Here is a 25,435-nt window from a genome sequence, read left to right on the forward strand (position 1 = left end):
GCCCCCGGCGGACACGGCGTGCGGGGTCCCGCTGCGGGGTGCTCAGCGGCGTTCGGGCACCCGCGCCAGCACGGCCTTCTGCAACGCCTCCAGCGGCCCCGCCCGGAAGCGGCGCAGCCAGAGCACCGACACGGTCATGAGCAGGGCGCACACCGACGCCCACAGGCCCATCACCCACCACGGGCCGGTGTCGGCCAGGCGGGCGGCCAGCCCCAGGCCGAAGCCGTAGCAGACCAGCACGCAGACGACGTTCTGCGCGACGTAGCCGCTCATCGCCATCCGCCCCAAGGAGGACACGGCGGTGATCCCCCGTCCGGAGGGGTTCGCCCGGTCCACGACCCAGCCGACCGCGCCGACCAGGCCGAGCGCCACGACGGGCGCGGCGGCGTAGCGGTCCAGCATGAACAGGTCGGGTCCGGCCAGGGACGTGGCCAGGTTGACCGGCAGCCCGATCCCCAGGCCCCAGACGAGCAGGCGGCCCCGGATCCGGCGGCCGGTGTCGTCGCCGCCGAAGGCCCCGGCGCGGAAGAGACGCACGCCCAGCAGGAACATGAACACCATCAGGGCGAAGGTGATGACCGGTTCGGCCCGGAACAGCAGCGCGTTGTCGAGCCGGAAGGCGACCTGCTCCAGGTAGCCGCCCTCGGCGTACAGCTCCACGGCCTCGGGCGGGACCCCGGCGCCCCGCGGATCCGGTTCGGACAGGAGCGCGGCCGTGACCAGGCCGACGAAGGCGAGGTGGAGGGCGGCGCACGTCCACATCACGGCGTTCTGCGCCCGTTCCGACCGGGTGAGCAGCCAGGCCACCGCGATCGAGGCCGCCGCGTAGCCCATGAGCACGTCCGCGGCGAAGACCAGCGTGAAGTGCACGAGCCCCTCGGCGAACAGGAACAGCGCGCGCCACTTGTAGGGGCCGGGCCAGCGCCCGCCGCGTCCGGCCGCGGAGCGGAACTGGATGGCCAGGCCCACGCCGAAGAGCAGGGTGAGCAGGGCCAGGAACTTGCCGTTGGCGGCGAAGGCGAACAGGCCCTGCGCCAGGGTCGCCGCCGACGGGTCCTCGCGGAAGGCCGCCATCGGGCCGATCGCGTCCGGGAAGAAGATGATGCCCGCCTCGGCGCCGGGTGCGGCGAACAGCCACACGTTGGTACCCAGGGTGCCCATGATGGCGACGCCGCGCAGGACGTCGAGCAGGGGCAGCCGGGCGGCCGGGCGGGCCGGGGCCGTGCCCTGCGGTGTCGTACTGGTCATACCGGCCCCCTCGGGCTCTGGCTCGTACGTGTTCACGGGCTCTCGGGGACGGGGAGGAGCCGGTCCAGGTGGGCGGTGAGCGCGGCGCGGACCGCGTTCTCGGAGAAGGCGTCGCCGCCGGTGACGAGGTGGTGCACGGTCAGGCCGTCCACGAGGGCGACGAGTCTTGCGGCCTCGGCCGCCGTGTCCGTGCCGGGCGCGAGCTCTCCCCGGCGCACCGCCTCGTCCATCGCCTGCGTGAACACGCCCACCAGGTCGGCGGTGGTGTCCTTGTGCAGCCGCGACATCTCCGGGTCGGTCATCGTGGTCGGCAGGAACTCCAGCCACACGGTCAGCTCGGCGCGGCGTTCGTCGTCGAGCGGCAGCAGGGTCCGCGCCGCGCGGGAGATCCAGTCGCGGGCCGAGGCGACAGGCGGACCGTCGGTGTGCACCGCCGTCAGCCGGTCGGCGCCCTGCCCGTAGAGGTACTCCACGCCGAAGCGCAGCAGCTGCGACTTGGTGCGGAAGTAGCGCTGCACCAGGCCGACCGAGACGCCCGCCCGGTCGGCGACGTCGGCGAGGGTGGTCCGCGCCAGTCCCCGCTCCCCCACCGTGCTCAGGAGCGCGCGGGCGACCTGCCGCCTGCGCTCCTCGTGGTCCGCTGTCCGTGCCATGAAAAAATAATACGGTAATATTTTTCTACCGTCCAGGTCCCGGGGAGGACTCGGGCGGGCGCGGCGGCGACCGGCCCCGCCGCTCTTCGGCGCCCCCGCTCCCCCGGCGGCGGTCCGCGGGCGGGGCGTCGTGGACGGAGCGCCGCGACCTGGGGGAACGTCCGGCCTGTCCGCTGTGGTGCAATTGTTCGGGGGTTCGCGGGCAGGTGGGGGCCGCGGACTCCGCAACAGCACACCGAGACGAGGGGGTTCCCCGATGACCAACCGCGCGTACGTGATCGCAGGGTCGGAGGCCACAGGAGGCGCCGGTATCCAGGCCGACCTCAAGGCCTTCCAGGAGCTGGGCGTCTACGGCATGGGGACGATCACCTGCATCGTGTCCTTCGACCCGGAGAACGGCTGGGGCCACCGCTTCGTCCCCGTGGCCCCCGAGGTCATCGCCGACCAGATCGAGGCGGCCACCTCCTGCCACGACCTGGACGTGGTCAAGATCGGGATGCTGGGGACCCCGGACACCATCGACGTGGTCGCCGAGGGGCTCCGGCGCCAGCCGTGGCGGCACGTGGTCCTGGATCCCGTGCTGATCTGCAAGGGCCAGGAGCCGGGCGCGGCCCTGGACACCGACAAGGCGCTCACCGCGCGGATCCTGCCTCTGGCCACCGTCATCACGCCCAACCTCTTCGAGGCGCGCACCCTCGCGGGGATGGAGGCGCTGGAGACGGTGGACGACCTGGTAGAGGCCGCCCACCGCATCCACGAGCTGGGGCCGCGGCACGTCATCGTCAAGGGCGGCGTGGAGCTGCCGGGCCCGGACGCGGTGGACGTGTACTTCGACGGCGAGGAGACGACCGTCCTGAGCGCTCCCAAGATCGGGAACGCCAGGGTGAGCGGCGCGGGCTGCACCTTCGCCGCCGCGATCACCGCCGAGCTGGCCAAGGGCGGCGACGTGGGGCCGGCCGCCGACGTGGCCAAGGAGATGGTGCGCCGGGGCATCAGCGACCGGGTGGGAACGCACGCCCCGTTCGACTCCGTGGCCACGGTCGCCCCAGGAGCCTAGACGGTGTTCTTTGGACCTCCGCTTAGCACGGACGCTGCGCGCGGTCCTTCTCGTGTTCGGGCGTCCGGGGAATAGGAACCTTCGGCGCCTACGGCCGGTTCAGGAACAGAACCCAGACGGCACCCCTCTCCTGTCGTCTTTGCCGGATTTTTTACCGTGAGCACGGTTCGCACCCCCGTCCGGCGGTCAGTTCTGCCCAGAGGAGCGAGAACCGATCGGGAGGCGCGTATGTCCGCGGGCGACCAGGCCAGGAACAAGGCCGACGAGTTGAAGGGCAAGGCCAAGGAGAAGCTCGGCGAGGCCACGGACAACCAGCAGTGGCAGGCCGAGGGCAAGGCCGAGAAGAACACCTCGAAGTTCAAGCAGGCGGGCGAGAAGGTCAAGGACGCCCTGACCCGGGACGACAAGCCCGGGAGGTAGGGGTCCACGCGATCCCGGGCGGGGAGGCACCGGTGGGTGCCTCCCCGCCCGCGTGCGCGCCCGTCCGCCCCCATGGCGCGCGAACGCGCCGTCACGCTCCCCCCGCCCGCGCGTGCGTTCTCGTCACTCCCGCGCGGGGCGCCCGCGCAGCGCGAGGACGACCGCGCCGATCACCGTGAGCAGGAGGGCGAGCCCGCCCCAGACCATGCCCTGGGTCACCAGCACCTCCCCGCTCCCGGCCCCCGGCGTCCTGCCACCGTCGCGACCGGTGACGGTCACGGCGAGCAGGACGACGACGGCGGCCGCGACGCCCAGGCGCGCACCCGCGCGGGCGAGCCCCCCGAGCCCGCGCCCTCCCGCGAGGTCGTCCCGGGTGGGGCGCTCGTCCGCGCGCAGCGGCGCCAGGAGCCGGGCCAGCAGCAGGAGGGCCACGGGGAGCTGGAGCGCCCACACCGCTGTGCGGAACCAGCCGTCGAACCACACGTTCGTTCCGTAGAGCAGGGTGTGCCACACGCTGAGCGCGTAGACGACGATGACGAACCGGTGCAGGGCCCGCCACACGCGCGTCCCGGTCCAGGAGCGCACGTAGTAGGCGAGGCCGAGCGGGATCGCCAGGTAGAGGGCGATGAGGCCGATGAGGATGGCGACCTGCCCCGTCCCGGAGGAGTAGCCGCCGGGCACGAAGGTGTCCACGAACGCGGAGGACAGGCGCCCGCCCCAGCCCAGTCCGTACTCGTTGTCCCGGACGAGTTCGAGGAAGAACGCGAGGGCGTGCGCGAACACGAGCCCGATGGTGGTCAGGCTCGTGACGCGGTGCCAGCGTTCGATCCGGGCGTGGGAGACCGGCGCCCCCGGCAGGGGGGCGGTCGAGCGCAGCAGGCCCAGCATGACGGTGATCCAGGCCCACAGCAGCCCGGACCAGCCGAAGGCCTGGCACAGCCAGTACAGCCAGTACTCGCCGGCGTCGGCGAGGAAGGGCATGACCACGAGGGTCTGCGAGGTGCCCGCATCGATGCGGGAGTAGAGGAGCACGAAGAGGGCGGAGGTGACGGCGAGGGCTGCGGCGGTGTCGGGCACCAGACGGCGCAGGTCGGCGCGCAGGGACCTGCGGTCGAGGCGGGGGGCTCCCCGGGCGGGGGAGGCGGCGGGTCCGGTCGGCTCTGCCATGGGCGGAACCCCTTTCGTGGCTGGGGTTCCATCGCAGCAGCCCCCCGGGGCCGCGGCCACCCCTCCTCCGCGGTCTCCCTGCCCGGGACGCGGCTTCCCCGCCCCGGGCGGAACCGGCCGCGAGGCCTCCTCACCGCACCGCCCGCGCTCGGGCCGCCTGCCTGCGCCCGGTCGAGCCCCGGCGGCGGTCGCGGCGGCGCAGGTCCAGACCGCCGCCGCGCGGCAGGGCGCGGCGCCTCGGACCCGACCGGGTCTGTGCCGCTGCCAACAAGTACCAACGTTTTCCAACAGTTTTCCGGCGGAAAGCCGGATACCATTGACACCAGAGGGGAACCTGGAACACTGGATTCAACAGATTCCCACATTTTCAATCATGCCTGGGGGGCGGATGCTGGCTGCGCAACGGCAGGAGCTGATCCTCGAACAGGTGCGGCGCAGCGGTGCGGTGCGGGTGGCCGACCTGGTCGAGAGCCTCTCGGTGTCGGACATGACCGTGCGCCGCGACCTCGACGCCCTGGAGAGCCGGGGCGAGGTGCGCAAGGTGCACGGCGGGGCCGTCGCGCCGGAGGGCGCGCGCACCGAGGAGCCCGGCTTCGAGGCCAAGTCCACCCGCCAGGAGGACGAGAAGCACGCCATCGCGCGGGCCGTGGCCGAGTTGGTCGAGCCGCACAGCGCCGTGGGCCTGTCCGCGGGCACCACGACCGCCACCGTCGCCGAGTACCTGGCCGACACACCGGGCCTGACGGTCGTGACCAACTCGCTGCGCGTGGCCGAGGTGTTCCACCGGGCCGCGCGGCCCGACCAGACCGTGGCCCTCACCGGCGGCTTCCGCACGCCCTCCGACGCGCTCGTGGGCCCGCTCGCGCTCGCCTCCGTGCGCGGCCTCAACCTGGACGTCCTCGTCCTGGGCGTGCACGGCATGCAGGAGCGCGCCGGGTTCACCACGCCCAACCTCATGGAGTCCGAGACCAACCGCGCCCTGGTGGAGGCCGCCGCCTCACTCGTGGTCGCCGCCGACCACAGCAAGTGGGGCACGGTCGGGATCAGCACCATCGCTCCGCTGGACCGCTGCGACGTGCTGGTCACCGACTCCGGAACCGACCCGGCCGTCCGGGCCGCGCTGACCGAGCACGTGGGCCGCCTGGTGGTCGCCGACGTGCGACCGAGGAAGAGGGAGGACGGATGAGGAGGACCTCGGCCCGGCTGGCCGACGGCCGCGAGATCGTCTACTTCGACGAGGGCGACACCGCCCGCGAACCCGCGCCCGACCGGCGCGAGCTGCCCCCGTCCGCGGCCGGCGCGGAGATGCGCTTCGACCCGCTGCTGCGGGAGTGGGTGGTGGTGGCCTCCCACCGGCAGGGCCGCACCCACCTGCCGTCCAGCCACGACTGCCCGCTGTGCCCCTCCGAGGAAGGGCGCCTGACCGAGGTCCCGGCCGCCTCATACGACGTGGTCGCCTTCGAGAACCGCTTCCCCTCGTTGGTGCGCGACGACGGCCGCGTACTGGAGGGGGTCGGGGAGCTGGAGCCGTCCCGGCGCGTGGCCGCGGGCCGCTGCGAGGTCCTCGTTTTCGGCTCCGACCACGACGCGTCCTTCGCCGACCTGGGCCCCGAGCGGGCCCGCACGGTCATGGCCGCCTGGATCGACCGGACCGAGGCGCTGTCGGCGCTGCCGGGCGTGGAACAGGTGTACTGCTTCGAGAACCGGGGGCCCGAGATCGGGGTGACCCTGCACCACCCGCACGGGCAGATCTACGCGTTCCCCTTCGTCACCCCGCGCACCCGGCGGATGCTCGACTCCGCCGAGGAGTACCGGGGGCGCACCGGCGGCTCGCTGTTCGCCGACGTGCTGCGCGCCGAGCAGGAGGCCGGAATCCGGGTGGTGGCCGGGACCGAGCACTGGACGGCCTTCGTCCCGGCCGCGGCCCGCTGGCCCGTGGAGGTGCACCTGTACCCGCACCGGCAGGTGCCCGACCTGCCCGCGCTGTCGGAGGAGGAGCGCGAGGACTTCGGCCGCCTCTATCTGGACGTGCTGCGCCGCTTCGACGCGCTCTACGACGCGCCCCTGCCCTACATCTCCGCCTGGCACCAGGCGCCCGTGCGCGACCGGCGCGACCTGGCCCACCTGCACCTGGAGCTGTTCTCGGTGCGGCGCGCGCCGGGCAAGCTCAAGTACCTGGCCGGAACCGAGTCCGGGATGGGCGCGTTCATCAGCGACGTCGCGCCCGAGACCGTCGCCGAGCGGCTGAGGGAGGTCGCGCCGTGAAACTGCTCGTCACCGGGGGCGCCGGGTACGTCGGAAGCGTGGTGACCGCCCTGCTGCTGCGGGCGGGCCACGCGGTGACCGTACTGGACGACCTGTCCACCGGGCACGCGGACGCCGTCCCCGCGGGGGCACGTCTGGTGGTGGCCGACGTGCGCGAGGCCGCCGACGTGCTGGACCCGTCCGTGGACGCCGTGCTGCACTTCGCCGCCAAGTCCCTGGTGGGCGAGTCGGTGGCGGACCCGGGCAAGTACTGGCGCACCAACGTGTCGGGGACGCTGGCGCTGCTGGAGGCCGTGCGGCGCCACGGCGTGGGGCGCGTGGTGTTCTCCTCCAGCGCCGCCGTCTACGGCGACCCCGCGGGCGACGCGCCGATCCGCGAGACCGATCCGGCGGTGCCCACCAGCCCCTACGGCGCGAGCAAGCTCGCCGTCGACCACATGCTGGAGTCGTGGGCCGCGGCGCACGGTGTCGGCGCCGTGAGCCTGCGCTACTTCAACGTGGCCGGGGCGCACCTGGGCTTCGGGGAGCGGCACGAGACCGAGACGCACCTGGTGCCGAACCTGCTGCGGGTGGCCGCCGAGGGGGACGGGCACGCCAGCGTGTTCGGCACCGACTACCCGACCCGGGACGGGACGGCGGTGCGCGACTACCTGCACGTCGCCGACCTGGCCGACGCGCACCTGCGCGCCCTGGAGAGCGTGCGCCCGGGCGTCTTCCGCGTCCACAACCTGGGCACCGGCGGCGGGCACAGCGTGCGCGAGGTGATCGAGGCGGTCCGGCGGGTGACCGGCCGCCCGGTGCCCGTGGCGGACGGCCCGCGCCGGGCGGGCGACCCGGCCGTCCTGGTCGCGGCCAACGACCGGGCCCGCGATGAGCTGGGCTGGACGCCGGGGCGCACGCTGGACGAGACCGTCGCCGACGCCTGGGAGTTCGTCCTGGCGCGGCGCGGCACGGCCTGACCCCCATCGCACAGCAGGAAGGCAGGACCTCGTGGACGACGTGACGACCGCGTTCCACTCGGCGTTCGGGTACGGGCCCGAGGGCGTGTGGACCGCGCCGGGGCGGATCAACCTCATCGGCGAGCACACCGACTACAACGACGGGTTCGTGCTGCCCTTCGCCCTGCCCCACGCGCTGACGGCCTCGGCCGCGCGGCGGACGGACGGCCGGGTGCGGCTGGTCTCCCGGCAGTCGCCGCAGGAGTACGCGGCCCCGGTGGACGACCTGGTCCCCGGCGCGGTGGAGGGGTGGGCCGCCTACCCCGCCGGGGCGCTGTGGGTCCTGCGTGACGAGGGCCGCGCGGTGGACGGGCTGGACCTGCTGGTGGACAGCACGGTCCCGAGCGGGGCGGGCCTGTCCTCGTCGGCCGCGCTGTCGTGCGCGGCCGTCATGGCTGCGGCCTCCCTGTACGGGGCCGACCTAGCGCCGGACGAGGTGGCCCGGCTGGCCCAGCGGGTGGAGAACGACTTCGTGGGGATGCCCTGCGGGATCCTGGACCAGTCCGCGTCCATGCTCTCCACCGAGGGGCACGCCCTGTTCATGGACACGCGCACCCTGGAGACCGAGCAGGTGCCCTTCGACCCCTCCTCGGACGGGCTGACCGTGCTGGCGGTGGACACCCGCGCCCCGCACCGGCACGTGGACGGCGCCTACGCCGAGCGCCGCCGCTCGTGCGAGGAGGCCGCGCGCGTCCTGGGGGTGGCGGCCCTGCGCGACGTCACCGACCTGCCGGGCGCCCTGGCCGCGCTGCCCGACGACGTGTCCAGGCGCCGGGTGCGCCACGTGGTGACCGAGAACGAGCGGGTGCTGCGGGCCGTGGACCTGCTCCGGTCCGGTCGCGTCCGGGATGTGGGACCGCTGCTCACCGCCTCCCACGCCTCGCTGCGCGACGACTACGAGGTGAGCGTGCCCGAGGTGGACACCGCGGTGGAGGCGCTGCTGGCCGCGGGCGCGCTGGGCGCCAGGATCACCGGCGGCGGCTTCGGCGGGTGCGTGGTCGCCCTGGTGGAGACCGAGCGCGTGGAGGCCTGCGGGAAGGCGGTGCTGGAGGCCTACCGGGAACGGGGCTTCGAGGAGCCGACCGCGTTCGGTGCCCTGCCGTCCGCGGGTGCGCGCCGCCTGCACCCCTGAGGCGCCGGTCGGGGAGCCGCGGGCGGTCGGCCCCGCCCGGGGTTGTGGGAGCGCTTCCATGGACAATGGTGAGACGGTGGACACTAGGGACGAGGGAGCACGCATGGGACTCAGGTTCGGTCTGCTGGGCACCGGCTACTGGGCCGCGGAGACGCACGCCGCGGCGCTGGACGCCCACCCCGGCGCCGTTCTGGCGGGGGTGTGGGGGCGCGACGCGGCCAAGGCGGCGGCCCTCGCCGAGCGCTACGGGACCCGGGCGTACGAGGACTTCGAGGCGCTGCTGGACGACGTGGACGCCGTGGCGATCGCGCTGCCGCCCCACGTCCAGGGCGACCTGGCCCTGCGCGCCGCCCGGGCGGGCAAGCACCTGCTGCTGGACAAGCCGCTGGCGCTGTCGAGCCTGGCGGCGGACGCGGTGGTCGCCGAGGCCGAGGCGCGCGGGCTGGCGTCCGTGGTCTTCTTCACCAGCCGTTTCTCGGACAACGTGGTGGAGTTCGTCGAGTCGGCCGCGGCGGAGGGCGGCTGGCACGGCGTGCGGGCGACGCTGTTCGCCTCGATCTTCGAGCCCGGCAACCCCTACGGCGGTTCGCGCTGGCGTCGCCAGAAGGGCGGGCTGTGGGACGTGGGCCCGCACGTGCTGTCGCTGGTGCTGCCCGTGCTCGGCCCGGTCACGCAGGTGATGGCGATGGCCGGGCCGCGCGACACCGTGCACATGCTCACACGGCACGAGAACGGCGCGGTCGGCTCCTTCGCTGTGACCGTGGACGCCGCGCCCGGGGCCAAGGCCTTCGAGGTCGTGCTGCACGGCGAGCGGGGCTGGGTGCCGGTGCCCGGCGGCGACCGGAGCCCGGTGCAGGCCTTCGGCACGGCGGTCGACCGGCTGCTGGCGCAGGTCGAAGGTGAGGTCGGCGACCCCTGCGACGTGCGCTTCGGCCGGGAGGTGGTGGCCGTGCTGGAGGCCGCCGAGGCCTCCGTGCGTCTGGGCCGGTCCGTGGGCGTGGACGAGGCCCTCGGTTAGCGGCACGGGACTGCGCCGCCCGGAGGCGGACCTCACGGGTCGGCATCCGGTGCGGCGTCGGTGCCTCCCCGGACCTCCGCTGCGCTTAGGTCCGTGTTCGGGCGTCCGCGTCGGCCGCAGGGCTGGTGCCGTGGCCACAAGGGTTCGCCGGGAGCGCCACCTCCGCCGTGATCTTGTACTTATAGCGAGGTTCGAGCGCCGACATTGGCTATAAGTACAAGATCACCGCATGTCGGAACCCTCGTGACACATCAGCGACGGTTCCGGCCGGACCACTAGGCGGTGCGGCCCCTAGCCCCCCTGGAGTAGAAGCCGTCGGCGAGGTAGACGATCGCCGCGGCCACCAGCACCTGGATGATCAGCGTGATGATCCATCCGGCGCCGAAGAGCGCCGCGGCGATCCAACCGCCGATGAAGGCGGCCACGATGCCCAGGACCAGGGTCAGCCAGATCGGCAGGTGCTGTTTGCCGGGGACGATGAGGCGTCCCAGTGCGCCGACGATCAGGCCGACGATGATCGCACTGATGATTCCGGTGATCTCCATCTGTTCCTCCCGGATGTTGACGCCCTCAACCCCTGCCCGCTCGGTGACGGCGAAAACACGCTGGACACGCGCCCGGAACCAAGGCTTTGCGTGTTCCGTGCCCGGTCATGGCCTGGTCGGCTACCAGCTCGTGACCGCCTGGAGGGCCAGGGCGAGGAGGCCGCGCGTGATGGACTCGGGCATCGGCCGGTCCACGCGCAGAGCGGCGTAGAGGACGGTCATGGGCAGGGCCGCCAGGGCGGCGACGGACAGGAGCGCCACGCCCTCGGCCAGCGGCGCGACGAGGTCCCCCGCGGCGATCACACCGAGCGCGGGGTCGGCCGTGAGCGCGGTCAGGGCGGTGATCCCGAGCGTCAGGGCCGCCACGACCAGCGCCGCCGTCCAGAGCACCCGGTGGCCGCCGAGTCGGCGGGTCAGCGCGCGGCCGAGCACGTGCAGCGGTTTGACCACGAGCCACAGCAGCACCGGTGCGAGCAGGAGGCTCGCGAGCAGCACGGAGGCCATGCCGTCCCGGGAGACCGCGAGCGCGCCCATGGAGTGCGCGGTCGCCAGCACCACGAACACCAGGGCCCAGGCCAGCGCGTAGAAGCCGAGCGCGATGAGGCTGCGCGCGCGCAGCACGCGCCTGCGCGCGGTCGAGAACTCCTCCCGGGGCGGGCACACCGTTCCGGCTCTCCTGGCGGTCGCGTCCACAACCCTGGCCTCTCTCCTCGGGGGCACCGGCTCTCCTCGGCCGAGGCTCCGGCCCCGCGGCGCGGGGCCGGGGGTGCCCGACAGCGGATGCGACGCACGCGCGGCCCGGACGGTTCTGCCCTTCGCAGAAGGCCCGCGGACGCACTCCCCCGCGGGTCCGCCTCGGCGTAGGCTCGTCGGGTGAGACCGTCGCGCACGACAACCGTGGAGGCCCGATGACCGACGTCCTGAGTTCCCTGGACGAGGCCCGTGCGGGCAGGCGCGCCGAGGAGCCGCCGGAACCCCTCATGCGCGACCTCATCGGCGACCTGCTGCGGCGCGTCCGGACCGAACAGGGCCGCACGCTGCGCGACGTGGCCGAGGACGCCCAGGTCTCGCTGCCCTACCTGTCCGAGATCGAGCGCGGGCGCAAGGAGGCCTCCTCCGAGGTGCTCGCCGCCGTCTACCGCTCCCTGGGGCTGAGCCTGTCCGACGTGCTGGGCGAGCTGTACGAGCGCACCGTGCCAGCCCGGCTGACCCGGACGGGCACCGGTCTGGGCGACTACCGGCCCGCCGCCGCGCCCGCCCACCAGGCCCGGGTCCTGTCGCTGGCCGCCTGAGGGCGGCGGGCCCAAGCGAAGCGCAGGCCCAAGGAGGTAGCGTCCGGGCGCCCGCGGGGTTCTGGAGGTACCGGACGTGCGATCGCGAGGAACGAGCCATCGCACGTCCGGTACCGCTGTGCCTGCTTCAACCCGGTTCCCGCTCCTCGGGCGCCCGAACACGGGCCGGAGCGAAGGGCAGGCCCAAGGAGGTACCGCCCCCGGCTCCGGGCGGTCCCCTAGGCGGCGGCCCTCCCCGCCGCCGGGTGCGCCTGGCGGGTGGTGATGATCCCGTCCACCAGGCCGTACTCCTTGGCCTGCTGCGCGGTGAAGATCTTGTCCCGGTCGGTGTCGGCGCGCAGCCGCTCCTGCGTCTGCCCGGTGTGCCGGGCCAGGATCTCCTCCACCTGCGAGCGGACCCGCAGGATCTCCTCGGCCTGGATCTCCAGGTCGGCGGCCACGCCCTGCCCCTCCCCGGAGGGCTGGTGCAGCAGCACCCGCGCGTGCTCCAGGGCCGTTCGCTTGCCCGCCGTGCCCGCCGCCAGCAGCACCGCCGCGGCGGAGGCCGCCTGGCCCATGCACACCGTGGCCACGTCCGCGCGCACGAACCGCATGGTGTCGTAGATGGCGGTCAGCGCGGTGTTCGAGCCGCCCGGCGAGTTGATGTAGAGCTGGATGTCGGTCTCGCTCGACTCGTAGTCGAGGTGGAGCATCTGCGCCATCACCACGTTGGCGACGTCGTCGTCGATCGGCGTGCCCAGGAAGACGATCCGCTCCGACAGCAGTCGACTGAACACGTCGAAGGACCTCTCGCCGTGGGGCGTGCGCTCCACCACCATCGGCACCGTGTAACGACCGCTCACCGGTCCTCCCCCTTCACGTACGTGGCGAACCCGGGCGCTCCGGCGCCCAGCCGGACACCGCCGCCGTCCATCTCCGCGACCGACGCGACCACGTGGTCGACGAACCCGTACTCCCTGGCCTCCTGGGCGGTGAACCAGGCGTCGCGGTGCTGGTCCCGGGAGATGGCCTCCTCGGTCTGGCCGGTGTGCTCGGCGATGAGCCGCACCATGGTCTGCTTGGTGTGCGCGAGGTTCTCGGCCTGGATGGCGATGTCGGCGGCCGTCCCGCCCAGCCCCCCGGACGGCTGGTGCATCATGATCCGCGCGTGCGGCAGGCTGTAGCGCTTGCCCGGTGTGCCGACGCAGGCCAGGAACTGGCCCATGCTGGCCGCGAACCCCATGACCAGGGTGGACACGTCGTTGGGCACGAAGTTCATCACGTCGTAGATGGCCAGCCCGGCGGACACCGAGCCCCCGGGGCTGTTGACGGCCAGCGTGATGTCCTTGCGTGGGTCCTCGTCGGCGAGCAGCAGGATCTGCGCGCACACGCGGTTGGCGCTGGCCTCGTCCACCTGCGTGCCCAGCAGCACGACGCGGCTGCGCATCAGGCGCGCGGCCAGCTGGTCGTCGAAGGCACCGCCGGAGGCCTCGTCCGAGGCGGCGACATGGGTCGGCATGGCACTCTCCCTTCCCCGGCCCCCGTGGGCCGGTGATCCCAGCCTGCGGCGGCGGGGAGGGAGACTTCCACCGTTTCGGCCCGGGGCAGATCTGCCGACGGCAGAGGCCCCGCGGACAGGGGCTCCGGGCCCCTACCGGGGACCCCGCGGGCCCAGGGCACCTCAGGTCTCGTCGAGGGCCTCGCGCAGGTCGCGCAGCAGGGTGAGCACCATCGGGCGCAGCGACGGCCTTATGGCGTCGAACACCTGGCGCTGCTTGCGCTCCATGTCCCTGCGGCGGATCGCGAGCACCCGCTCGCCCTCCTCGGTGAGGGTCACCACGGTGCTGCGCTCGTCCCGCTCGGAGCGGCGGCGCGCCATCATGCCCTTGCGCTCCAGCTGTTGGATCATGCGGGTGGCGGAGGGGGACGAGACACCGACGATGTGCGCGACGGCGCCGACGCTGGGGGCGTCCATGCCGCGCACCGCCTCCATCAGGAGTGCCTGCGTCAGAGTGAGATCTTCGGCACCCCGGTGGCCGTGGCCGCTGCGCGAGCGGGCGTGGAGCGCCGCGTTGATGAGTTCGGTCCAGGCGCGCTGGAACTCCTCGAGCTCGGAACCGTGCTGCTCGGCACGGGGTTCGTGGGTCTCGTCGGGCACGAAACGGTCCTCGCATGCTGGGCGGGCACCGCGGGTCCACAATCCGCGCGGTGGTTTGACGTTTGTGTAGTCTAGCTATTAAATAGCTAAAGCACGCAAGTTCACATACATCCATGCCCCCACAAACCGTAGCGACACCTCTCGTCCACTGACCGGTTGTGGACACGGCGCGGGGCAGTGGACGTCCGTCCGACACCAGGGCGGGCCCGGACAGGTCCGGGAGGGGCGCATTGACAACAGTGCTGATCGCGCATTTCATCGCAGCTGCGATCGCGCCGTTACTGGTGCGCCAGTGGGGCCGTAACGCCTTCCTCGCGCTCGCCGTCGTCCCGGGTGTGTCCACCCTCTGGGCCCTCTTCCAGATCCCCGCGATCATGCGCGGCGAGACCCTCGCCGCCTCCGTCCCCTGGGCGCCGGAGTTCTCCCTCCGGCTCGGCCTGTACATGGACTCCCTCGGCCTGGTCATGACGCTCATCGCCGCGGGCGTGGGCGCGCTGATCCTGGTCTACTGCGCCCGCTACTTCGACGACTCCGAGCCCGGTCTGGCGCGCTTCGCCGGGGTGTTCGTCGCCTTCGCCGGGGCCATGCTGGGCCTGGTGCTGGCCGACGACCTCATCCAGCTCTTCGTCTACTGGGAGCTGACCACGGTCTTCTCCTACCTGCTGATCGGGCACAGCACGGAGCTGAAGGAGAGCCGCCGGGCGGCGATGACGGCCCTGACCGTCACCACGTTCGGCGGACTGGCGATGCTCGTGGGCATGATCATGCTCGGCGAGGCCGCCGGGACCTACGTGGTCTCCGAGATCGTCGCCTCGCCGCCGAGCGGCGCCCTGGTCAACGTCGCGCTCGTGCTCATCATGGTCGGCGCGATGTCCAAGTCGGCCCTGCTGCCGTTCAGCCTGTGGCTCCCCGCCGCCATGCGCGCCCCCACGCCGGTCTCCGGCTACCTGCACGCCGCGGCGATGGTCAAGGCGGGCGTCTACCTGGTGGCCCGCCTCACCCCCGCCTTCCACGACGTCGCCGTGTGGAAGTACACGGCCCTGTTCTTCGGCACGCTCACCATGGTCCTCGCGGGCTGGAAGGCGCTGCGCCAGTACGACCTCAAGCTGGTGCTGGCCTACGGCACCATCAGCCAGCTGGGCTTCCTCATCACCCTGCTGGGCGCCGGAACGCAGGCCGGCGCCCTGGCCGGGATCTCGATGCTCATCGCGCACTCGCTGTTCAAGGCGCCGCTGTTCCTGGTGGTCGGCGTCATCGACCACAGCACAGGCACCCGCGACCTGCGCGAGCTGTCCGGCCTGCGCTCCTCCATGCCCGTGACCTTCTGGACCTCGGTCGTGGCTCTGGCCTCCATGGCGGGTCTGCCGCCCACCCTCGGGTTCGCCGCCAAGGAACTGGCCTTCGGCGCCTTCGAGCACGGCGGAGGCGCCGACATCGCCGTCCTGGCGGGCGTCGTGATCGGCTCCACCTTCACCGTCGCGTACAGCCTGCGCTTCCTGTGGGGCGCCTTCTGGGACAAGGAGAACGTCCCGCCCACCCCGCTCCACGCCCCCGGCCCGCTCCTCCAGGCGCCCGCCGCGGTCCTGGCCGGGCTCGGCCTGCTCGGCGGCCTGCTCTCCACCCTCGTGGACCCCTTCCTGGCCGTGTACGCCGACACCGTCCCCGTCGCCGAGGGCGACTACGTCAAGCACCTGGCCCTGTGGCACGGCCCGGGACTGCCCCTGCTGCTGTCGGCGGTGTGCGTCGCGGGCGGCCTGGCGCTGTTCCGGTTCCGGCACGAGATCGTGTGGGCGGGAACGCGGACCGCGCTGCCCGACGCGGACCGGGTCTACCGCCGGATGCTGGCCGCGCTGGAGAACCTGGCCCTCCAGGTCACCGGCGGCACCCAGCGCGGTTCGCTGCCGGTCTACCTCGGCACGATCCTGGTCGCCCTGGTCATCGCCGCCGGATGGTGGATGGTCAGCGGCCGGATCTGGGAGGGGGACTACCCCGCGGTGCGCCTGTGGGACAACCCCGTCCAGATCATCCCGGTCGTGATCATCGGCGCGTCCGCCCTGCTGACGCTGTTCGTGCGCCGCCGCCTGTTCGCGGTGATCCTCGTGGGCACCGGCGGCTACGGCGTCGCCGCCCTGTTCTACCTGATGGGCGCCCCCGACATCGCGCTCACCCAGTTCCTCGTGGAGACCGTCAGCCTGGTGGTCTTCGTGCTGGTGCTGCGCCGCTTCCCGGCCCGCTTCTCGGCGCCCGCGCTGCGCGGGCGCAGGGTGTGGAACCTGGCCCTGGGCGCGGCCACCGGAGTCCTGGTGGCCGCGATGACCTGGTTCGCCCTCGCGGGCCGCCAGGAGCCCTCCGTCTCGGCGGGCTACCCGGCCGCGGCCGAGGAGGCCGGCGGCTACAACATCATCTCGGTCCTGCTGGTCGACGTCCGCGCCTGGGACACCATGGGCGAGATCTCGGTGCTAGCCGCCGCGGCCGCCGGTGTGGCCAGCCTGATGTTCGTGCGCCGCCGTGCCCAGCCGCGCAAGACTCCGGGCGGGGTGATGGCCCTGTCGGTCACCGAACCGCCGCCGCCCGCGGACGGCCAGCGCGGCCTCGACCTCGGCGGCCTGCGGTTCGCCCCCCGCAGGATGCACATCGAGCCCCGGTGGGCGCGCACCTGGCTGCCGGGCGCCGACGCCCTGCCCACCGAGCGCCGGTCGGTCATCTTCGAGGTCGTCTCGCGCTTCCTGTTCCCGGTGATCATGGTGATCTCGGTGTACCTGCTGCTGACCGGCCACACCGCCATCGGCGGCGGCTTCGCTGGCGGCATCGTCGCGGGTCTGGCGTTCATCGTCCGCTACCTGGCCGGAGGCCGCTTCGAGCTGTACGCCACCGCGTGGGTGCAGCCGGGCGCGCTGATCGGCGCGGGCCTGGCCGTGGCCACCGGCACCGCGCTGGGCGGGGCCGTCTTCGGTACCGACGTCCTGGCGGGAGGCGACGCCTACATCGACTTCTGGATCCTGGGCGAGGCCCACGTCACGGTGTCCCTGCTCTTCGACATCGGCGTGTACCTGCTGGTGATCGGGCTCATCCTGGACATCCTGCGCAGCCTCGGCGCCCGCATCGACGAGCAGATCGAGCGGGACGCCGCGCACTCGGAGGCCGATGCCGGGACCGGGGGCCCCGAACGCGCCGAGGAGGTCATCTCGTGAACGAGTCCCCCAGCCTGCTCCTGGTCGTCATCGTCGGCGTCCTCGTCGCGGTGGGCGTCGTGCTCCTGCTGGAGCGCAGCCTCACCCGCGTGCTGCTCGGCTTCATCGTCATGAGCAACGGGGTCAACCTGATGATCCTGTCCATGGCGGGCGAGCCCGGCGGGCCGCCGGTCCTGTGGCTCACCGAACCGGAGGAGATGACCGACCCGCTGCCGCAGGCGATGATCCTGACGGCGATCGTCATCACCCTCGGCATCACCGCGTTCCTGCTGGCCATGGCCTACCGGAACTGGCAGTTGGAGGGCAACGACGAGGTCCAGGACGACGCGGAGGACCTGCGCATCGTCCAGGGCGAGGGCCGCCGCGCGGTGCGCCAGCGCTTCCTCAAGGAGCGCCGCAGGCTCCAGGCCGACATCCGCCGCCAGCGGGCCGAACTCCAGGCGACCATCGCCACCGCCGACGCCCGGGAGCTGGCCGAGCAGGCCCGCATCAAGGCCGAGATCGCGCGGGCGCAGGCCGAACTGGCCCGCTACGAGCTGGAGGCGGAGGAGAACGATCCGGACGAGCAGTCACGCGAGACCATGCGCCGCCTGAGCGACCGCGCGGAGTCGATGACCGCCCAGGTCCAGGAGCTGCGCGGGCGCATCCGCCAGGGGCGCAGGCGCCTGCGCGAGCACAGGCGGGCCGACCGCGCCGCCGAGCGCGAGCTGTGGCGCGAGCTGCGCCGCCGCATCCGTTCGCAGCGCAGGCAGGCGCGCCAGACCATGCGGGCCGAACGCGAGCGCCTGGCCCGCGCCGAGGACAGCGACCTGCAAGGGAGCGAGTGACCATGGGGACGGACTACTTCGTCGGTCTGCTGCACTACTTCATCCCGCTGCCGGTGGTGCTCCCGCTGTTCGCGGCCGGGGTGAAGCTGGCTCTCGGCATCCGCTGGCCCCGGCTCCAGCAGGCGCTCAGCGTCATCTCGCTGGCCCTGGTGCTGGTCATCGGCCTCGTGCTGATGCTCGGCTCCCACGCCTACGGCCCGCAGGTCGTACAGGTGGGCGGCTGGGAGGCGCCGATCGGCATCACACTGGTCGCCGACCGGCTCTCCGCGCTGATGGTCACGGTGTCGGCGGCGATCACGCTGGCCGTGCTGGTGTACTCCATCGGCCAGGGCATGGCGGGCAAGGCCGAGGTGGCGCCGCTGTCGGTGTACCAACCGACCTACCTGATCCTGGTGGCGGGCGTCTCCAACGCCTTCCTGGCCGGTGACCTGTTCAACCTGTACGTCGGGTTCGAGATCCTGCTGACCGCCAGCTACGTGCTGCTGACCCTGGGCGGCACGCAGTCCCGGATGCGGGCGGGCGCCATCTACGTCGTGGTGTCCCTGGTGTCGTCGGTGCTGTTCCTCATCGCCATCGCGCTGGTCTTCGGCGCGACCGGCACGGTGAACATGGCCCAGCTCGGCGAGCGGCTGCCCGAGCTGTCCTCGGACCTGCGGGCGGTCCTCCAGGTCGTGCTGCTGTTCGCCTTCGGCATCAAGGCCGCGGTCTTCCCGCTGGCCGCGTGGCTGCCAGACTCCTATCCGACCGCGCCCGCGCCGGTCACGGCGGTGTTCGCGGGCCTGCTCACCAAGGTGGGCGTGTACGCGATCATCCGCACCCAGACCCTGCTGTTCCCGGGCGAGCAGCTCAACGACCTGCTGATGGTCGTGGCCCTGGCGACGATGATCATGGGCATCCTGGGCGCGGTCGCGCAGACCGACATCAAGCGTCTGCTGTCGTTCACGCTGATCAGCCATATCGGGTACATGGTGTTCGGCGTGGCCCTGGGCAGCGAGCAGGGCATGGCGGGCGCGGTGTTCTACGTCGCGCACCACATCACGGTGCAGACCACGCTGTTCCTCATCACGGGTCTGATCGAGCGCCGGGGCGGCTCCACCTCGCTGGACCACCTGGGCGGGCTGGTGCGGATCGCGCCGATACTCGCGGTCCTGTTCTTCGTCCCGGCGATGAACCTGGGCGGCATCCCGCCGCTGTCGGGCTTCCTCGGCAAGCTCGGCCTGATCCAGGCGGGGGTGGAGGCGGGCACGCCGCTGGCCTACACCCTGGTGGGCGCGTCGGTGCTGACGAGCCTGCTGACCCTGTACGTCATCGCCCGGGTGTGGAACTACGCGTTCTGGCGCACGCCCTCCGAGGGCATGGTGGCCGAGCCCGGCACCGTGCTGGAGGACACCGAGACCGACGACCCCTCCACCGCGGCCCTGGGCCCCGGCGAGGCGGTCGGCCCGTCCTCCCGCCTGGGCGACACCTCGACCGCGGCCACACCCGTGGTCACGTCCGTCGTCCTGCCCAGGAGTATGGTCGGCGCCACGGTGGCGCTGGTGGTGTTCAGCATCGCTTTGACGGTGCTGGCCGGGCCGCTGATCGAGTACTCCTCGGACGCGGCGGTCGAACTCCAGGCGCGCGGCCCCTACATCGAGGCGGTTCTGGGAGGCGACCGGTGAACGGCCTGCAGGAGAAGAAGCGGATCGGCCTGACCGCGCTGCGCAGGCGCCTGGGCAAGGTGCAGATCCCGGTGGCGCTCGGCATGACGCTGGTGTGGATGCTGCTCTTCGACGCCTTCCGGCTGCGCCCGGAGTCGCTGGGCCTGCTGGTCCTGGGCTTCCTGGTGTCGGTGGTGATCATGCTGGTGTTCCCGCTGCCGCCGATCTCCCCGGGGTTCCGGTTCCGGCCGCTGTACCTGCTCCGGCTGCTGGTGTACATGCTCGCCCGGATGGTCTGGGCCAGCTTCCGGGTGACCGTGCAGACCTTCACGCCCGGACGCGTGCACAGCTCGGTGGTGGAGGTGCGGCTGCGCACCGACTCCGACCTGATGCAGGTGTGCGTGTCGATCGCCAGCTCGATCATCCCGGGTTCGGTGATCGTCGAGGTGGGCCAGCCCGACCGGACCCTGTACGTGCACGTGCTGGGCGCGGACGACGACAGCTCGATCGAGCAGGGGCGCGAGGACGTCCTGCACCTGGAGGAGCGGATCGTGATGGCACTGGGCACCCGCGAGGACATCGCCGCGCTGCGGACCGGGGAGTCCGCGCAGGGTGGGGAGAGGGGGAGACCGTGAACGCCCTGTGGATCGTCATCGGCGTCCTGCTCGGCCTGGCCGCGCTGCTGAGCGTGACCCGGATGCTCATCGGCCCGGGCATCCTGGACCGGGCCATCTCCGTGGACGTGCTGCTCGCCTCCGCGCTGGCCGGCGTGGGCGCCTACTCGGCCTTCACCCGCGACCCCACGGTGCTGCCGACGCTTCTGGTCCTGTCCCTGCTGGGCTTCGTCGGCTCGGTCAGCATCGCCAAGTTCGTCGCGCGGCGGGCGCACGAGGACCAGGAGCACATCGCCACGCCGACCGAGGCCCACCCGACCTCCGCGACGCCCACCGACGCTGTCCCCGGCTCGGAGCGGCCGGAGAAGGGGGAGACCTCGTGAGCGACCAGCTCATCACCGTCCTGGACTGGGTGGCGATCCTGTGCATCCTGGCCGGGGCCATGCTCTCGTTCGTGGCGGGCGTGGGGCTGCTGCGCTTCCCCGACCTGCTCTCGCGCATGCACACCGCCGCCAAGCCGCAGATCCTGGGGCTGCTGCTGGTGCTGGTGGGGATCGGCATCCGGCTGATCCCCGTGGAGACCAACGTCTTCAGCGTCGGAACGCTGCTGCTGGTGGCGCTGTTCCAGATCGTGACCGTCCCGGTCGCGGGCCACATCGCCGCCCGCGTGGGCTACCGGACCGGGCGCATCGACGAGGAGCTCATCACCCGTGACGAGCTGGCCGAGCGCCTGGAGGCCAGGCGCGGGAACGGCGGCGGCGAAGCGGACGGCGCTTCCCGGTAGACGGCGGGCGGGAGTCCGCGCGAGGGCCCCGGGGGCGGCTGAACCCGCTCCCGGGGCCCTCGCCGTGTCCGGGCCGGGTCCGGGCGGAGCCGGTCCCCGTCCGCCTCACCCGCCCCCGGGGCCGCCGCGCAGCCGGGTGTTCTCCTCCTCCAGTTCCAGGATCCGGCCGATCCCCGCGAGGTTCACCCCCTGGGCGGCCAGCTCGGCCACCCGCCGCAGGCGGGTGATGTCGTCGTCGCTGTACAGCCGCGTGCCGCCCTCGGTGCGCGCCGGGGCGACCAGGCCCCGCTCCTCGTAGGCGCGCATGCTCCGCGGCGCGACGCCCGACAGCTCCGCGGCCACGGAGATCGTGTACAGGCCCCGGACGGGATCCGGCCGCGGTTCCCTCATCAGCGCGTCCTTCCCTTCGGGAGCGTCATCTTACCCACGGCTTGAGAAAATCTTTGTCCGGCATAGTTGTTTACCTCTCTAGACTGAGGTATAAAACTTGCGTCAGCTCGCATCAGGTTTTCTAGCAGAGCCAAGGGAGGTTTCCATGATGCTGATGCGTACCGACCCCTTCCGGGACGTCGACCGCCTGACACAGCGGATCCTGGGCGAGGCGTCCCGACCGGCCGCGATGCCGATCGACGCCTACCGCGACGGCGATGTCTTCGTCGTCTGCTTCGATCTGCCCGGCGTGCGCGCCGACTCCATCGACCTGGAGGTGGAGCGCAACGTGCTCACGGTGACCGCCGAGCGCCCCGACACCGTGCGCGACCGCGAGTCGGTGGTGGTCGCCGAGCGGCCCACCGGCACCTTCTCGCGGCAGCTGTTCCTCGGCGAGACGCTGGAGACCGACGCCATCCGGGCCGACTACGCCGACGGCGTCCTGACCCTGCGCATCCCGGTCGCCGAGCAGGCCAAGCCGCGCAAGATCAGCGTCGGCACGGGCGAGGGCCGGCCCCGCAGCATCCGGGCCTGAGCCCGGCGGCCCGGCTCAGGCCGGGCCGCCACCCCCGAGCAGTGTCCGTGCCCCTCCCCTCAGGAAGCAGTGATCCGATGCCTTCCACACTCCGCAGGACCCGCGCGGTGGCCGAGCACATCCAGCGCCACGACCACCGGGAGACGACCCATTTCGCGTGCGTCCGCTTCTTCCGCGCCCTCCGGGCCTACGAGACCGCGTGGGGAAGCGCCCCCGACCGCCTCCGCCGGGCGCTGGAGGACCTCCGGAGCGCCACCGCGGAGCTGACCGGCGACCCGGACGCCTTCCGCCGGGCGTGCCGGGACCCCCGTCACGGGGGCCTGCCGCACAGCCTCGACGAACCGCTGGCCGAGCAACTGCGGGCCTCCCTGGAGGCTCCCGTGCCCGCCGGAGCGGGCTGAGGCGGCGCTCTCGGAGGACCTGCACGCGGGACTCGCCGAAATCTACATCGGCCAGAGTAGACATCCGCCTGAAGCGCTGATACATTTCCTGTCGTAGCCACAGAGATCCACGAGGTGGACCACCGGATACGCCGGTGGGGAGCAGGATCGGCGTTCCGCCCGCACGGGGGACGCCGCGGCAACAGGGAGAACGCGGTAGGGCTCGACCGACGCGGAGGTTTTCATACGGCGTCGGGAGCCGGTAGGACCGCAGTACAGAGGTAGAGCAGTACCGCAGGACCGGTTCTTCGCCCGCACGGGAAGGGCCGCGCAGTGAAAGAGCAGGTCGGCTCGACCGGTGTGCACGTGCTTCAAGACGCCGGGAGCCGGTAGGACCGCAGTACGGAAGAGTTGAGGCAGTACCGCAGGACCGGCGCCCCGCCGGCACGGGGGACGCCGCGGCAGGTGTGAAGTGTACGCAGTGAGATCGAGAGGAGTAGATGCCATCGAGGATCGCCCGGGTGTGGGGACGTCCCGCTCGGGTACCGCAGGCCCCGGTTCGGAAGAGGTGGTCCACGGTCACACAACCGCGATCCCCGCGATCCCGTCCCAGTTCGACCTCGGGAAGCGGAAGACCGGCAGCAGCCGGTAGATGGTGTTGAACTCTCGGGCCCCAGCGCTGTTCGGCGCTGGGGCCCTCGGCGTGCGATGAGGAGAGAAAGAGAAACGCTTGTCCCGTCCCGAAACCGAAGACCGGTTCGACGATGACGACTACCCCGCCTACACCATGGGCCGCGCGGCGGAGATGATCGGTGCCACACCGGCCTTCCTGCGCGCTCTGGGCGAAGCCCGGCTGATCGAGCCCCTGCGCTCGGCGGGCGGGCACCGCCGCTACTCCCGTTACCAGCTCAGGATCGCCTCCCGCGCCCGCGAACTCGTGGACGAGGGCACTCCGGTCGAGGCCGCGTGCAGGATCATCATCCTGGAGGACCAACTGGAGGAGGCCCAGCGGATCAACGAGGCGCTGCGCGCCTCCGAGGCCGACGCGCGGGCCGCCGGGCGCCCGGACCCCGGAAACGCCTGACGGAGGACGGGGCGGCGTGGACTGACGGCGGTCCCGCCGCGTCCTCCGCCCCGCCGCGTCCGCGCGGGCTCAGAGGCGGTCGGCCTCGTCGTCGGTCATCAGCCGGGAGCGGATGAGGAACCGGTTGCCCGTCGGCGCCTCCAGGGAGAAGCCCGCTCCCCTGCCCCGGACGACGTCGATGGTCAGGTGGGTGTGGCTCCACAGCTCGAACTGCGCCCGCGACATCCACACCGGCACCGGCTCGGGCGCGCCCACGTCGAGGTCGCCCAGGCGCACGTCGGAGGCCCCGGTGCGGAACTCCCCCGCCGGATAGCACATCGGGGAGCTTCCGTCGCAGCACCCGCCGGACTGGTGGAACATGAGCGGCCCGTGTTCGTCGCGCAGCTCGCGGAGCAGGGCGGCCGCCGCGTCGGTGACGGCCACCCTCTCCACGGCCGCGCCGTCGGCGCGGGGGTCCATCAGAACAGCCCCATCGCCTTGTCGGAGTAGCTGACCAGCAGGTTCTTGGTCTGCTGGTAGTGGTCGAGCATCATCTTGTGGTTCTCGCGGCCGATGCCGGACTGCTTGTACCCGCCGAACGCCGCGTGCGCCGGGTAGGCGTGGTAGTTGTTCACCCACACGCGGCCCGCCTGGATGTCGCGGCCCGCCCGGTAGGCGGTGTTGCCGTCGCGCGACCACACCCCCGCCCCCAGCCCGTAGAGGGTGTCGTTGGCGGTCTTGAGGGCGTCGTCGTAGTCGTCGAAGCGGGCCACCGACACCACCGGGCCGAAGATCTCCTCCTGGAAGATCCGCATGCCGTTGTGGCCCTCGAAGACGGTCGGCGCGACGTAGTAGCCGCCGGACAGGTCGCCGCCGGGGTCCACCCGCTCCCCTCCGGCGAGCACCGCGGCCCCCTCTTGGCGGCCGATGTCGATGTAGGACAGGATCTTCTCCAACTGGTCGTTGCTGGCCTGCGCGCCGACCATGGTCTCGGTGTCCAGCGGGTTCCCCTGCCGGATCCGGCCGACGCGGGCCAGGGCGTCGCCCATGAAGCGGTCGTAGACGGCGTCCTGCACCAGGGCCCGCGAGGGGCAGGTGCAGACCTCGCCCTGGTTGAGGGCGAAGAGGGCGAATCCCTCCAGGGCCTTGTCGTAGAAGGCGTCGTCGGCCGCGGCCACGTCGGCGAAGAAGATGTTGGGGCTCTTGCCGCCCAGCTCCAGGGTGACCGGGATGAGGTTCTCCGACGCGTACTGCATGATGAGGCGGCCGGTGGTGGTCTCGCCGGTGAAGGCGACCTTGCCGACGCGGGGGCTGCTGGCCAGCGGCCTGCCCGCCTCCGCGCCGAAGCCGTTGACGACGTTGACCACGCCGGGCGGCAGCAGGTCGGCGACGAGCTCCATGAGCAGCAGGATCGAGGCGGGGGTCTGCTCGGCGGGCTTGAGCACCACCGCGTTCCCCGCGGCCAGCGCGGGCGCGAGCTTCCAGGTGGCCATGAGCAGCGGGAAGTTCCACGGGATGATCTGGCCGACCACGCCCAGGGGCTCCTGGAAGTGGTAGGCGACGGTGTCGCCGTCGATCTGGGAGGTGTGCCCCTCCTGCGCGCGGATCGCCCCGGCGAAGTAGCGGAAGTGGTCGACGGCCAGCGGCAGGTCGGCGGCCAGGCACTCGCGGACGGGCTTGCCGTTCTCCCAGGACTCGGCGACGGCGAGCCGCTCCAGGTTCTCCTCGACGCGGTCGGCGATCCGGTTGAGTACCAGGGCCCGCTCGGCGGCGGAGGCGCGGCCCCAGGCGGGGGCGGCGCCGTGGGCCGCGTCCAGGGCCAGTTCCACGTCCTCCGCGCCGCTGCGGGCGACCTCGGTGAAGACGCGGCCGTTGACGGGGCTGGGGTTCTCGAAGTAGCGGCCCCGGACCGGCCGGACCCACTCGCCCCCGATCCAGTTGTCGTAGCGGGCGGCGTACTCGACGACGCTTCCGGGCCGTCCCGGGGGTGTGTAGATCGCCATGGAGGTCTCCTTGCTTCGCCGGGCTCCGGCCGTGGGA

28 protein-coding genes are annotated in these 25,435 nt (G+C 72.5%); 17 read left to right on the forward strand and 11 right to left on the reverse strand.

The window, feature by feature from the left end; genetic code table 11:
* Nucleotides 1-42: 42 nt before the first annotated feature.
* Together KGD83_RS27155 and KGD83_RS27160 are read right to left on the reverse strand one after the other, a co-directional pair.
* Entirely contained in the window at nt 43-1,248 is a 1,206-nt protein-coding gene (locus KGD83_RS27155) for a DUF418 domain-containing protein (protein WP_212641749.1), read from the reverse strand.
* A 32-nt stretch (nt 1,249-1,280) separates the two neighbouring features.
* Complete coding sequence (locus KGD83_RS27160) at nt 1,281-1,901, reverse strand: TetR/AcrR family transcriptional regulator (protein ID WP_212641750.1); 621 nt, start codon at nt 1,899-1,901, stop codon at nt 1,281-1,283.
* A gap of 256 nt (nt 1,902-2,157) precedes the next feature.
* Here KGD83_RS27160 and thiD point away from each other — a divergent pair, with 256 nt between their 5' ends.
* Together thiD and KGD83_RS27170 are read left to right on the forward strand one after the other, a co-directional pair.
* Nucleotides 2,158-2,958 carry a bifunctional hydroxymethylpyrimidine kinase/phosphomethylpyrimidine kinase gene (thiD, locus tag KGD83_RS27165; RefSeq protein WP_212641751.1) on the forward strand — a complete coding sequence of 267 codons (801 nt, stop codon included), beginning with the start codon at nt 2,158-2,160 and terminating at the stop codon, nt 2,956-2,958.
* Between the two features lie 228 nt (nt 2,959-3,186).
* On the forward strand, nt 3,187-3,378 hold the full coding sequence (locus KGD83_RS27170; protein ID WP_212641752.1) for a CsbD family protein: 192 nt from the start codon (nt 3,187-3,189) through the stop codon (nt 3,376-3,378).
* A gap of 123 nt (nt 3,379-3,501) precedes the next feature.
* Here the strand turns inward: KGD83_RS27170 and KGD83_RS27175 are convergent, their stop codons facing one another.
* Nucleotides 3,502-4,545, reverse strand: a complete 1,044-nt coding sequence (locus KGD83_RS27175) for a ferric reductase-like transmembrane domain-containing protein (RefSeq protein ID WP_212641753.1) — start codon at nt 4,543-4,545, stop codon at nt 3,502-3,504.
* A 388-nt stretch (nt 4,546-4,933) separates the two neighbouring features.
* Here KGD83_RS27175 and KGD83_RS27180 point away from each other — a divergent pair, with 388 nt between their 5' ends.
* The 5 genes from KGD83_RS27180 to KGD83_RS27200 all read left to right on the forward strand — a co-directional run bounded on the left by KGD83_RS27180 (nt 4,934) and on the right by KGD83_RS27200 (nt 9,958).
* Nucleotides 4,934-5,731, forward strand: coding sequence for a DeoR/GlpR family DNA-binding transcription regulator (locus KGD83_RS27180; protein WP_212641754.1), 798 nt, complete (start codon nt 4,934-4,936; stop codon nt 5,729-5,731).
* Nucleotides 5,728-6,810 carry a galactose-1-phosphate uridylyltransferase gene (galT, locus tag KGD83_RS27185; protein WP_212641755.1) on the forward strand — a complete coding sequence of 361 codons (1,083 nt, stop codon included), beginning with the start codon at nt 5,728-5,730 and terminating at the stop codon, nt 6,808-6,810. Before KGD83_RS27180 ends, galT begins: the two co-directional genes overlap by 4 nt.
* The gene (galE, locus tag KGD83_RS27190) at nt 6,807-7,769 is read left to right on the forward strand and encodes a UDP-glucose 4-epimerase GalE (protein WP_212641756.1); all 963 of its coding nucleotides are present in this window, start codon (nt 6,807-6,809) and stop codon (nt 7,767-7,769) included. The genes galT and galE overlap by 4 nt, the downstream gene beginning before the upstream one ends.
* A gap of 31 nt (nt 7,770-7,800) precedes the next feature.
* The gene (galK, locus tag KGD83_RS27195) at nt 7,801-8,940 is read left to right on the forward strand and encodes a galactokinase (protein ID WP_212641757.1); all 1,140 of its coding nucleotides are present in this window, start codon (nt 7,801-7,803) and stop codon (nt 8,938-8,940) included.
* 103 nt (nt 8,941-9,043) lie between these two features.
* A complete protein-coding gene (locus KGD83_RS27200) occupies nt 9,044-9,958 on the forward strand; it encodes a Gfo/Idh/MocA family protein (RefSeq protein WP_212641758.1) in 915 nt (304 codons plus the stop codon).
* A 275-nt stretch (nt 9,959-10,233) separates the two neighbouring features.
* Here KGD83_RS27200 and KGD83_RS27205 read toward each other — a convergent pair whose 3' ends face one another.
* On the reverse strand, nt 10,234-10,503 hold the full coding sequence (locus KGD83_RS27205; protein ID WP_019609367.1) for a GlsB/YeaQ/YmgE family stress response membrane protein: 270 nt from the start codon (nt 10,501-10,503) through the stop codon (nt 10,234-10,236).
* Nucleotides 10,504-10,623: 120 nt separating this feature from the next.
* Nucleotides 10,624-11,223: a hypothetical protein gene (locus KGD83_RS27210; protein WP_212641759.1), complete on the reverse strand. Its 600-nt coding sequence runs from the start codon at nt 11,221-11,223 to the stop codon at nt 10,624-10,626.
* Between the two features lie 188 nt (nt 11,224-11,411).
* Between KGD83_RS27210 and KGD83_RS27215 the strand changes: the two genes are divergently transcribed.
* Nucleotides 11,412-11,795, forward strand: coding sequence for a helix-turn-helix domain-containing protein (locus KGD83_RS27215; RefSeq protein ID WP_212641760.1), 384 nt, complete (start codon nt 11,412-11,414; stop codon nt 11,793-11,795).
* 218 nt (nt 11,796-12,013) lie between these two features.
* Here the strand turns inward: KGD83_RS27215 and KGD83_RS27220 are convergent, their stop codons facing one another.
* From KGD83_RS27220 to KGD83_RS27230, 3 genes are all read right to left on the reverse strand, one after another.
* Nucleotides 12,014-12,637, reverse strand: a complete 624-nt coding sequence (locus KGD83_RS27220) for an ATP-dependent Clp protease proteolytic subunit (protein WP_212641761.1) — start codon at nt 12,635-12,637, stop codon at nt 12,014-12,016.
* A complete protein-coding gene (locus KGD83_RS27225) occupies nt 12,634-13,293 on the reverse strand; it encodes a ClpP family protease (RefSeq protein ID WP_212641762.1) in 660 nt (219 codons plus the stop codon). The genes KGD83_RS27220 and KGD83_RS27225 overlap by 4 nt, the downstream gene beginning before the upstream one ends.
* Before the next feature lie 162 nt (nt 13,294-13,455).
* Nucleotides 13,456-13,932: a MarR family winged helix-turn-helix transcriptional regulator gene (locus tag KGD83_RS27230; RefSeq protein ID WP_212641763.1), complete on the reverse strand. Its 477-nt coding sequence runs from the start codon at nt 13,930-13,932 to the stop codon at nt 13,456-13,458.
* Nucleotides 13,933-14,171: 239 nt separating this feature from the next.
* Here KGD83_RS27230 and KGD83_RS27235 point away from each other — a divergent pair, with 239 nt between their 5' ends.
* From KGD83_RS27235 to mnhG, 6 genes are read left to right on the forward strand one after another with little or no spacing between them, the layout of a single operon-like run.
* A complete protein-coding gene (locus KGD83_RS27235; protein WP_212644629.1) occupies nt 14,172-17,123 on the forward strand; it encodes a Na+/H+ antiporter subunit A in 2,952 nt (983 codons plus the stop codon).
* Nucleotides 17,120-17,950: a Na(+)/H(+) antiporter subunit C gene (locus KGD83_RS27240; protein WP_130396182.1), complete on the forward strand. Its 831-nt coding sequence runs from the start codon at nt 17,120-17,122 to the stop codon at nt 17,948-17,950. The genes KGD83_RS27235 and KGD83_RS27240 overlap by 4 nt, the downstream gene beginning before the upstream one ends.
* Nucleotides 17,951-17,952: 2 nt before the next feature.
* Nucleotides 17,953-19,611: a Na+/H+ antiporter subunit D gene (locus tag KGD83_RS27245; RefSeq protein ID WP_212644630.1), complete on the forward strand. Its 1,659-nt coding sequence runs from the start codon at nt 17,953-17,955 to the stop codon at nt 19,609-19,611.
* Nucleotides 19,608-20,225 (forward strand): Na+/H+ antiporter subunit E, encoded by a 618-nt coding sequence (locus KGD83_RS27250; RefSeq protein ID WP_212641764.1) that lies wholly within the window; start codon nt 19,608-19,610, stop codon nt 20,223-20,225. Before KGD83_RS27245 ends, KGD83_RS27250 begins: the two co-directional genes overlap by 4 nt.
* Nucleotides 20,222-20,587 (forward strand): monovalent cation/H+ antiporter complex subunit F, encoded by a 366-nt coding sequence (locus KGD83_RS27255; protein ID WP_212641765.1) that lies wholly within the window; start codon nt 20,222-20,224, stop codon nt 20,585-20,587. The genes KGD83_RS27250 and KGD83_RS27255 overlap by 4 nt, the downstream gene beginning before the upstream one ends.
* Entirely contained in the window at nt 20,584-20,988 is a 405-nt protein-coding gene (gene mnhG, locus KGD83_RS27260) for a monovalent cation/H(+) antiporter subunit G (RefSeq protein WP_212641766.1), read from the forward strand. Before KGD83_RS27255 ends, mnhG begins: the two co-directional genes overlap by 4 nt.
* A gap of 105 nt (nt 20,989-21,093) precedes the next feature.
* Here mnhG and KGD83_RS27265 read toward each other — a convergent pair whose 3' ends face one another.
* On the reverse strand, nt 21,094-21,378 hold the full coding sequence (locus KGD83_RS27265; protein WP_212641767.1) for a MerR family transcriptional regulator: 285 nt from the start codon (nt 21,376-21,378) through the stop codon (nt 21,094-21,096).
* 145 nt (nt 21,379-21,523) lie between these two features.
* Here KGD83_RS27265 and KGD83_RS27270 point away from each other — a divergent pair, with 145 nt between their 5' ends.
* From KGD83_RS27270 to KGD83_RS27280, 3 genes are all read left to right on the forward strand, one after another.
* Nucleotides 21,524-21,952: an Hsp20/alpha crystallin family protein gene (locus KGD83_RS27270; protein ID WP_274975958.1), complete on the forward strand. Its 429-nt coding sequence runs from the start codon at nt 21,524-21,526 to the stop codon at nt 21,950-21,952.
* Between the two features lie 77 nt (nt 21,953-22,029).
* The gene (locus KGD83_RS27275; RefSeq protein ID WP_212641768.1) at nt 22,030-22,353 is read left to right on the forward strand and encodes a hypothetical protein; all 324 of its coding nucleotides are present in this window, start codon (nt 22,030-22,032) and stop codon (nt 22,351-22,353) included.
* A gap of 709 nt (nt 22,354-23,062) precedes the next feature.
* The gene (locus tag KGD83_RS27280; protein WP_212641769.1) at nt 23,063-23,416 is read left to right on the forward strand and encodes a MerR family transcriptional regulator; all 354 of its coding nucleotides are present in this window, start codon (nt 23,063-23,065) and stop codon (nt 23,414-23,416) included.
* A gap of 69 nt (nt 23,417-23,485) precedes the next feature.
* Here KGD83_RS27280 and KGD83_RS27285 read toward each other — a convergent pair whose 3' ends face one another.
* Complete coding sequence (locus KGD83_RS27285) at nt 23,486-23,875, reverse strand: DUF779 domain-containing protein (RefSeq protein ID WP_212641770.1); 390 nt, start codon at nt 23,873-23,875, stop codon at nt 23,486-23,488.
* A complete protein-coding gene (gene exaC / locus KGD83_RS27290; RefSeq protein WP_212641771.1) occupies nt 23,875-25,398 on the reverse strand; it encodes an acetaldehyde dehydrogenase ExaC in 1,524 nt (507 codons plus the stop codon). The genes KGD83_RS27285 and exaC overlap by 1 nt, the downstream gene beginning before the upstream one ends.
* Nucleotides 25,399-25,435: the final 37 nt, after the last annotated feature.

This window comes from Nocardiopsis akebiae, from assembly GCF_018316795.1.
GTDB lineage: Bacteria > Actinomycetota > Actinomycetes > Streptosporangiales > Streptosporangiaceae > Nocardiopsis > Nocardiopsis dassonvillei.

Bases quoted from the DNA above. Each gene is read 5' to 3' on its own strand.
- KGD83_RS27155 (WP_212641749.1), bottom strand. From the start codon at position 1,248: ATGACCAGTACGACACCGCAGGGCACGGCCCCGGCCCGCCCGGCCGCC.
- KGD83_RS27160 (WP_212641750.1), bottom strand. From the start codon at position 1,901: ATGGCACGGACAGCGGACCACGAGGAGCGCAGGCGGCAGGTCGCCCGC.
- thiD (WP_212641751.1), top strand. From the start codon at position 2,158: ATGACCAACCGCGCGTACGTGATCGCAGGGTCGGAGGCCACAGGAGGC.
- KGD83_RS27170 (WP_212641752.1), top strand. From the start codon at position 3,187: ATGTCCGCGGGCGACCAGGCCAGGAACAAGGCCGACGAGTTGAAGGGC.
- KGD83_RS27175 (WP_212641753.1), bottom strand. From the start codon at position 4,545: ATGGCAGAGCCGACCGGACCCGCCGCCTCCCCCGCCCGGGGAGCCCCC.
- KGD83_RS27180 (WP_212641754.1), top strand. From the start codon at position 4,934: ATGCTGGCTGCGCAACGGCAGGAGCTGATCCTCGAACAGGTGCGGCGC.
- galT (WP_212641755.1), top strand. From the start codon at position 5,728: ATGAGGAGGACCTCGGCCCGGCTGGCCGACGGCCGCGAGATCGTCTAC.
- KGD83_RS27200 (WP_212641758.1), top strand. From the start codon at position 9,044: ATGGGACTCAGGTTCGGTCTGCTGGGCACCGGCTACTGGGCCGCGGAG.
- KGD83_RS27205 (WP_019609367.1), bottom strand. From the start codon at position 10,503: ATGGAGATCACCGGAATCATCAGTGCGATCATCGTCGGCCTGATCGTC.
- KGD83_RS27215 (WP_212641760.1), top strand. From the start codon at position 11,412: ATGACCGACGTCCTGAGTTCCCTGGACGAGGCCCGTGCGGGCAGGCGC.
- KGD83_RS27225 (WP_212641762.1), bottom strand. From the start codon at position 13,293: ATGCCGACCCATGTCGCCGCCTCGGACGAGGCCTCCGGCGGTGCCTTC.
- KGD83_RS27245 (WP_212644630.1), top strand. From the start codon at position 17,953: ATGGGGACGGACTACTTCGTCGGTCTGCTGCACTACTTCATCCCGCTG.
- KGD83_RS27265 (WP_212641767.1), bottom strand. From the start codon at position 21,378: ATGAGGGAACCGCGGCCGGATCCCGTCCGGGGCCTGTACACGATCTCC.
- KGD83_RS27270 (WP_274975958.1), top strand. From the start codon at position 21,524: ATGATGCTGATGCGTACCGACCCCTTCCGGGACGTCGACCGCCTGACA.
- KGD83_RS27275 (WP_212641768.1), top strand. From the start codon at position 22,030: ATGCCTTCCACACTCCGCAGGACCCGCGCGGTGGCCGAGCACATCCAG.
- KGD83_RS27285 (WP_212641770.1), bottom strand. From the start codon at position 23,875: ATGGACCCCCGCGCCGACGGCGCGGCCGTGGAGAGGGTGGCCGTCACC.
- exaC (WP_212641771.1), bottom strand. From the start codon at position 25,398: ATGGCGATCTACACACCCCCGGGACGGCCCGGAAGCGTCGTCGAGTAC.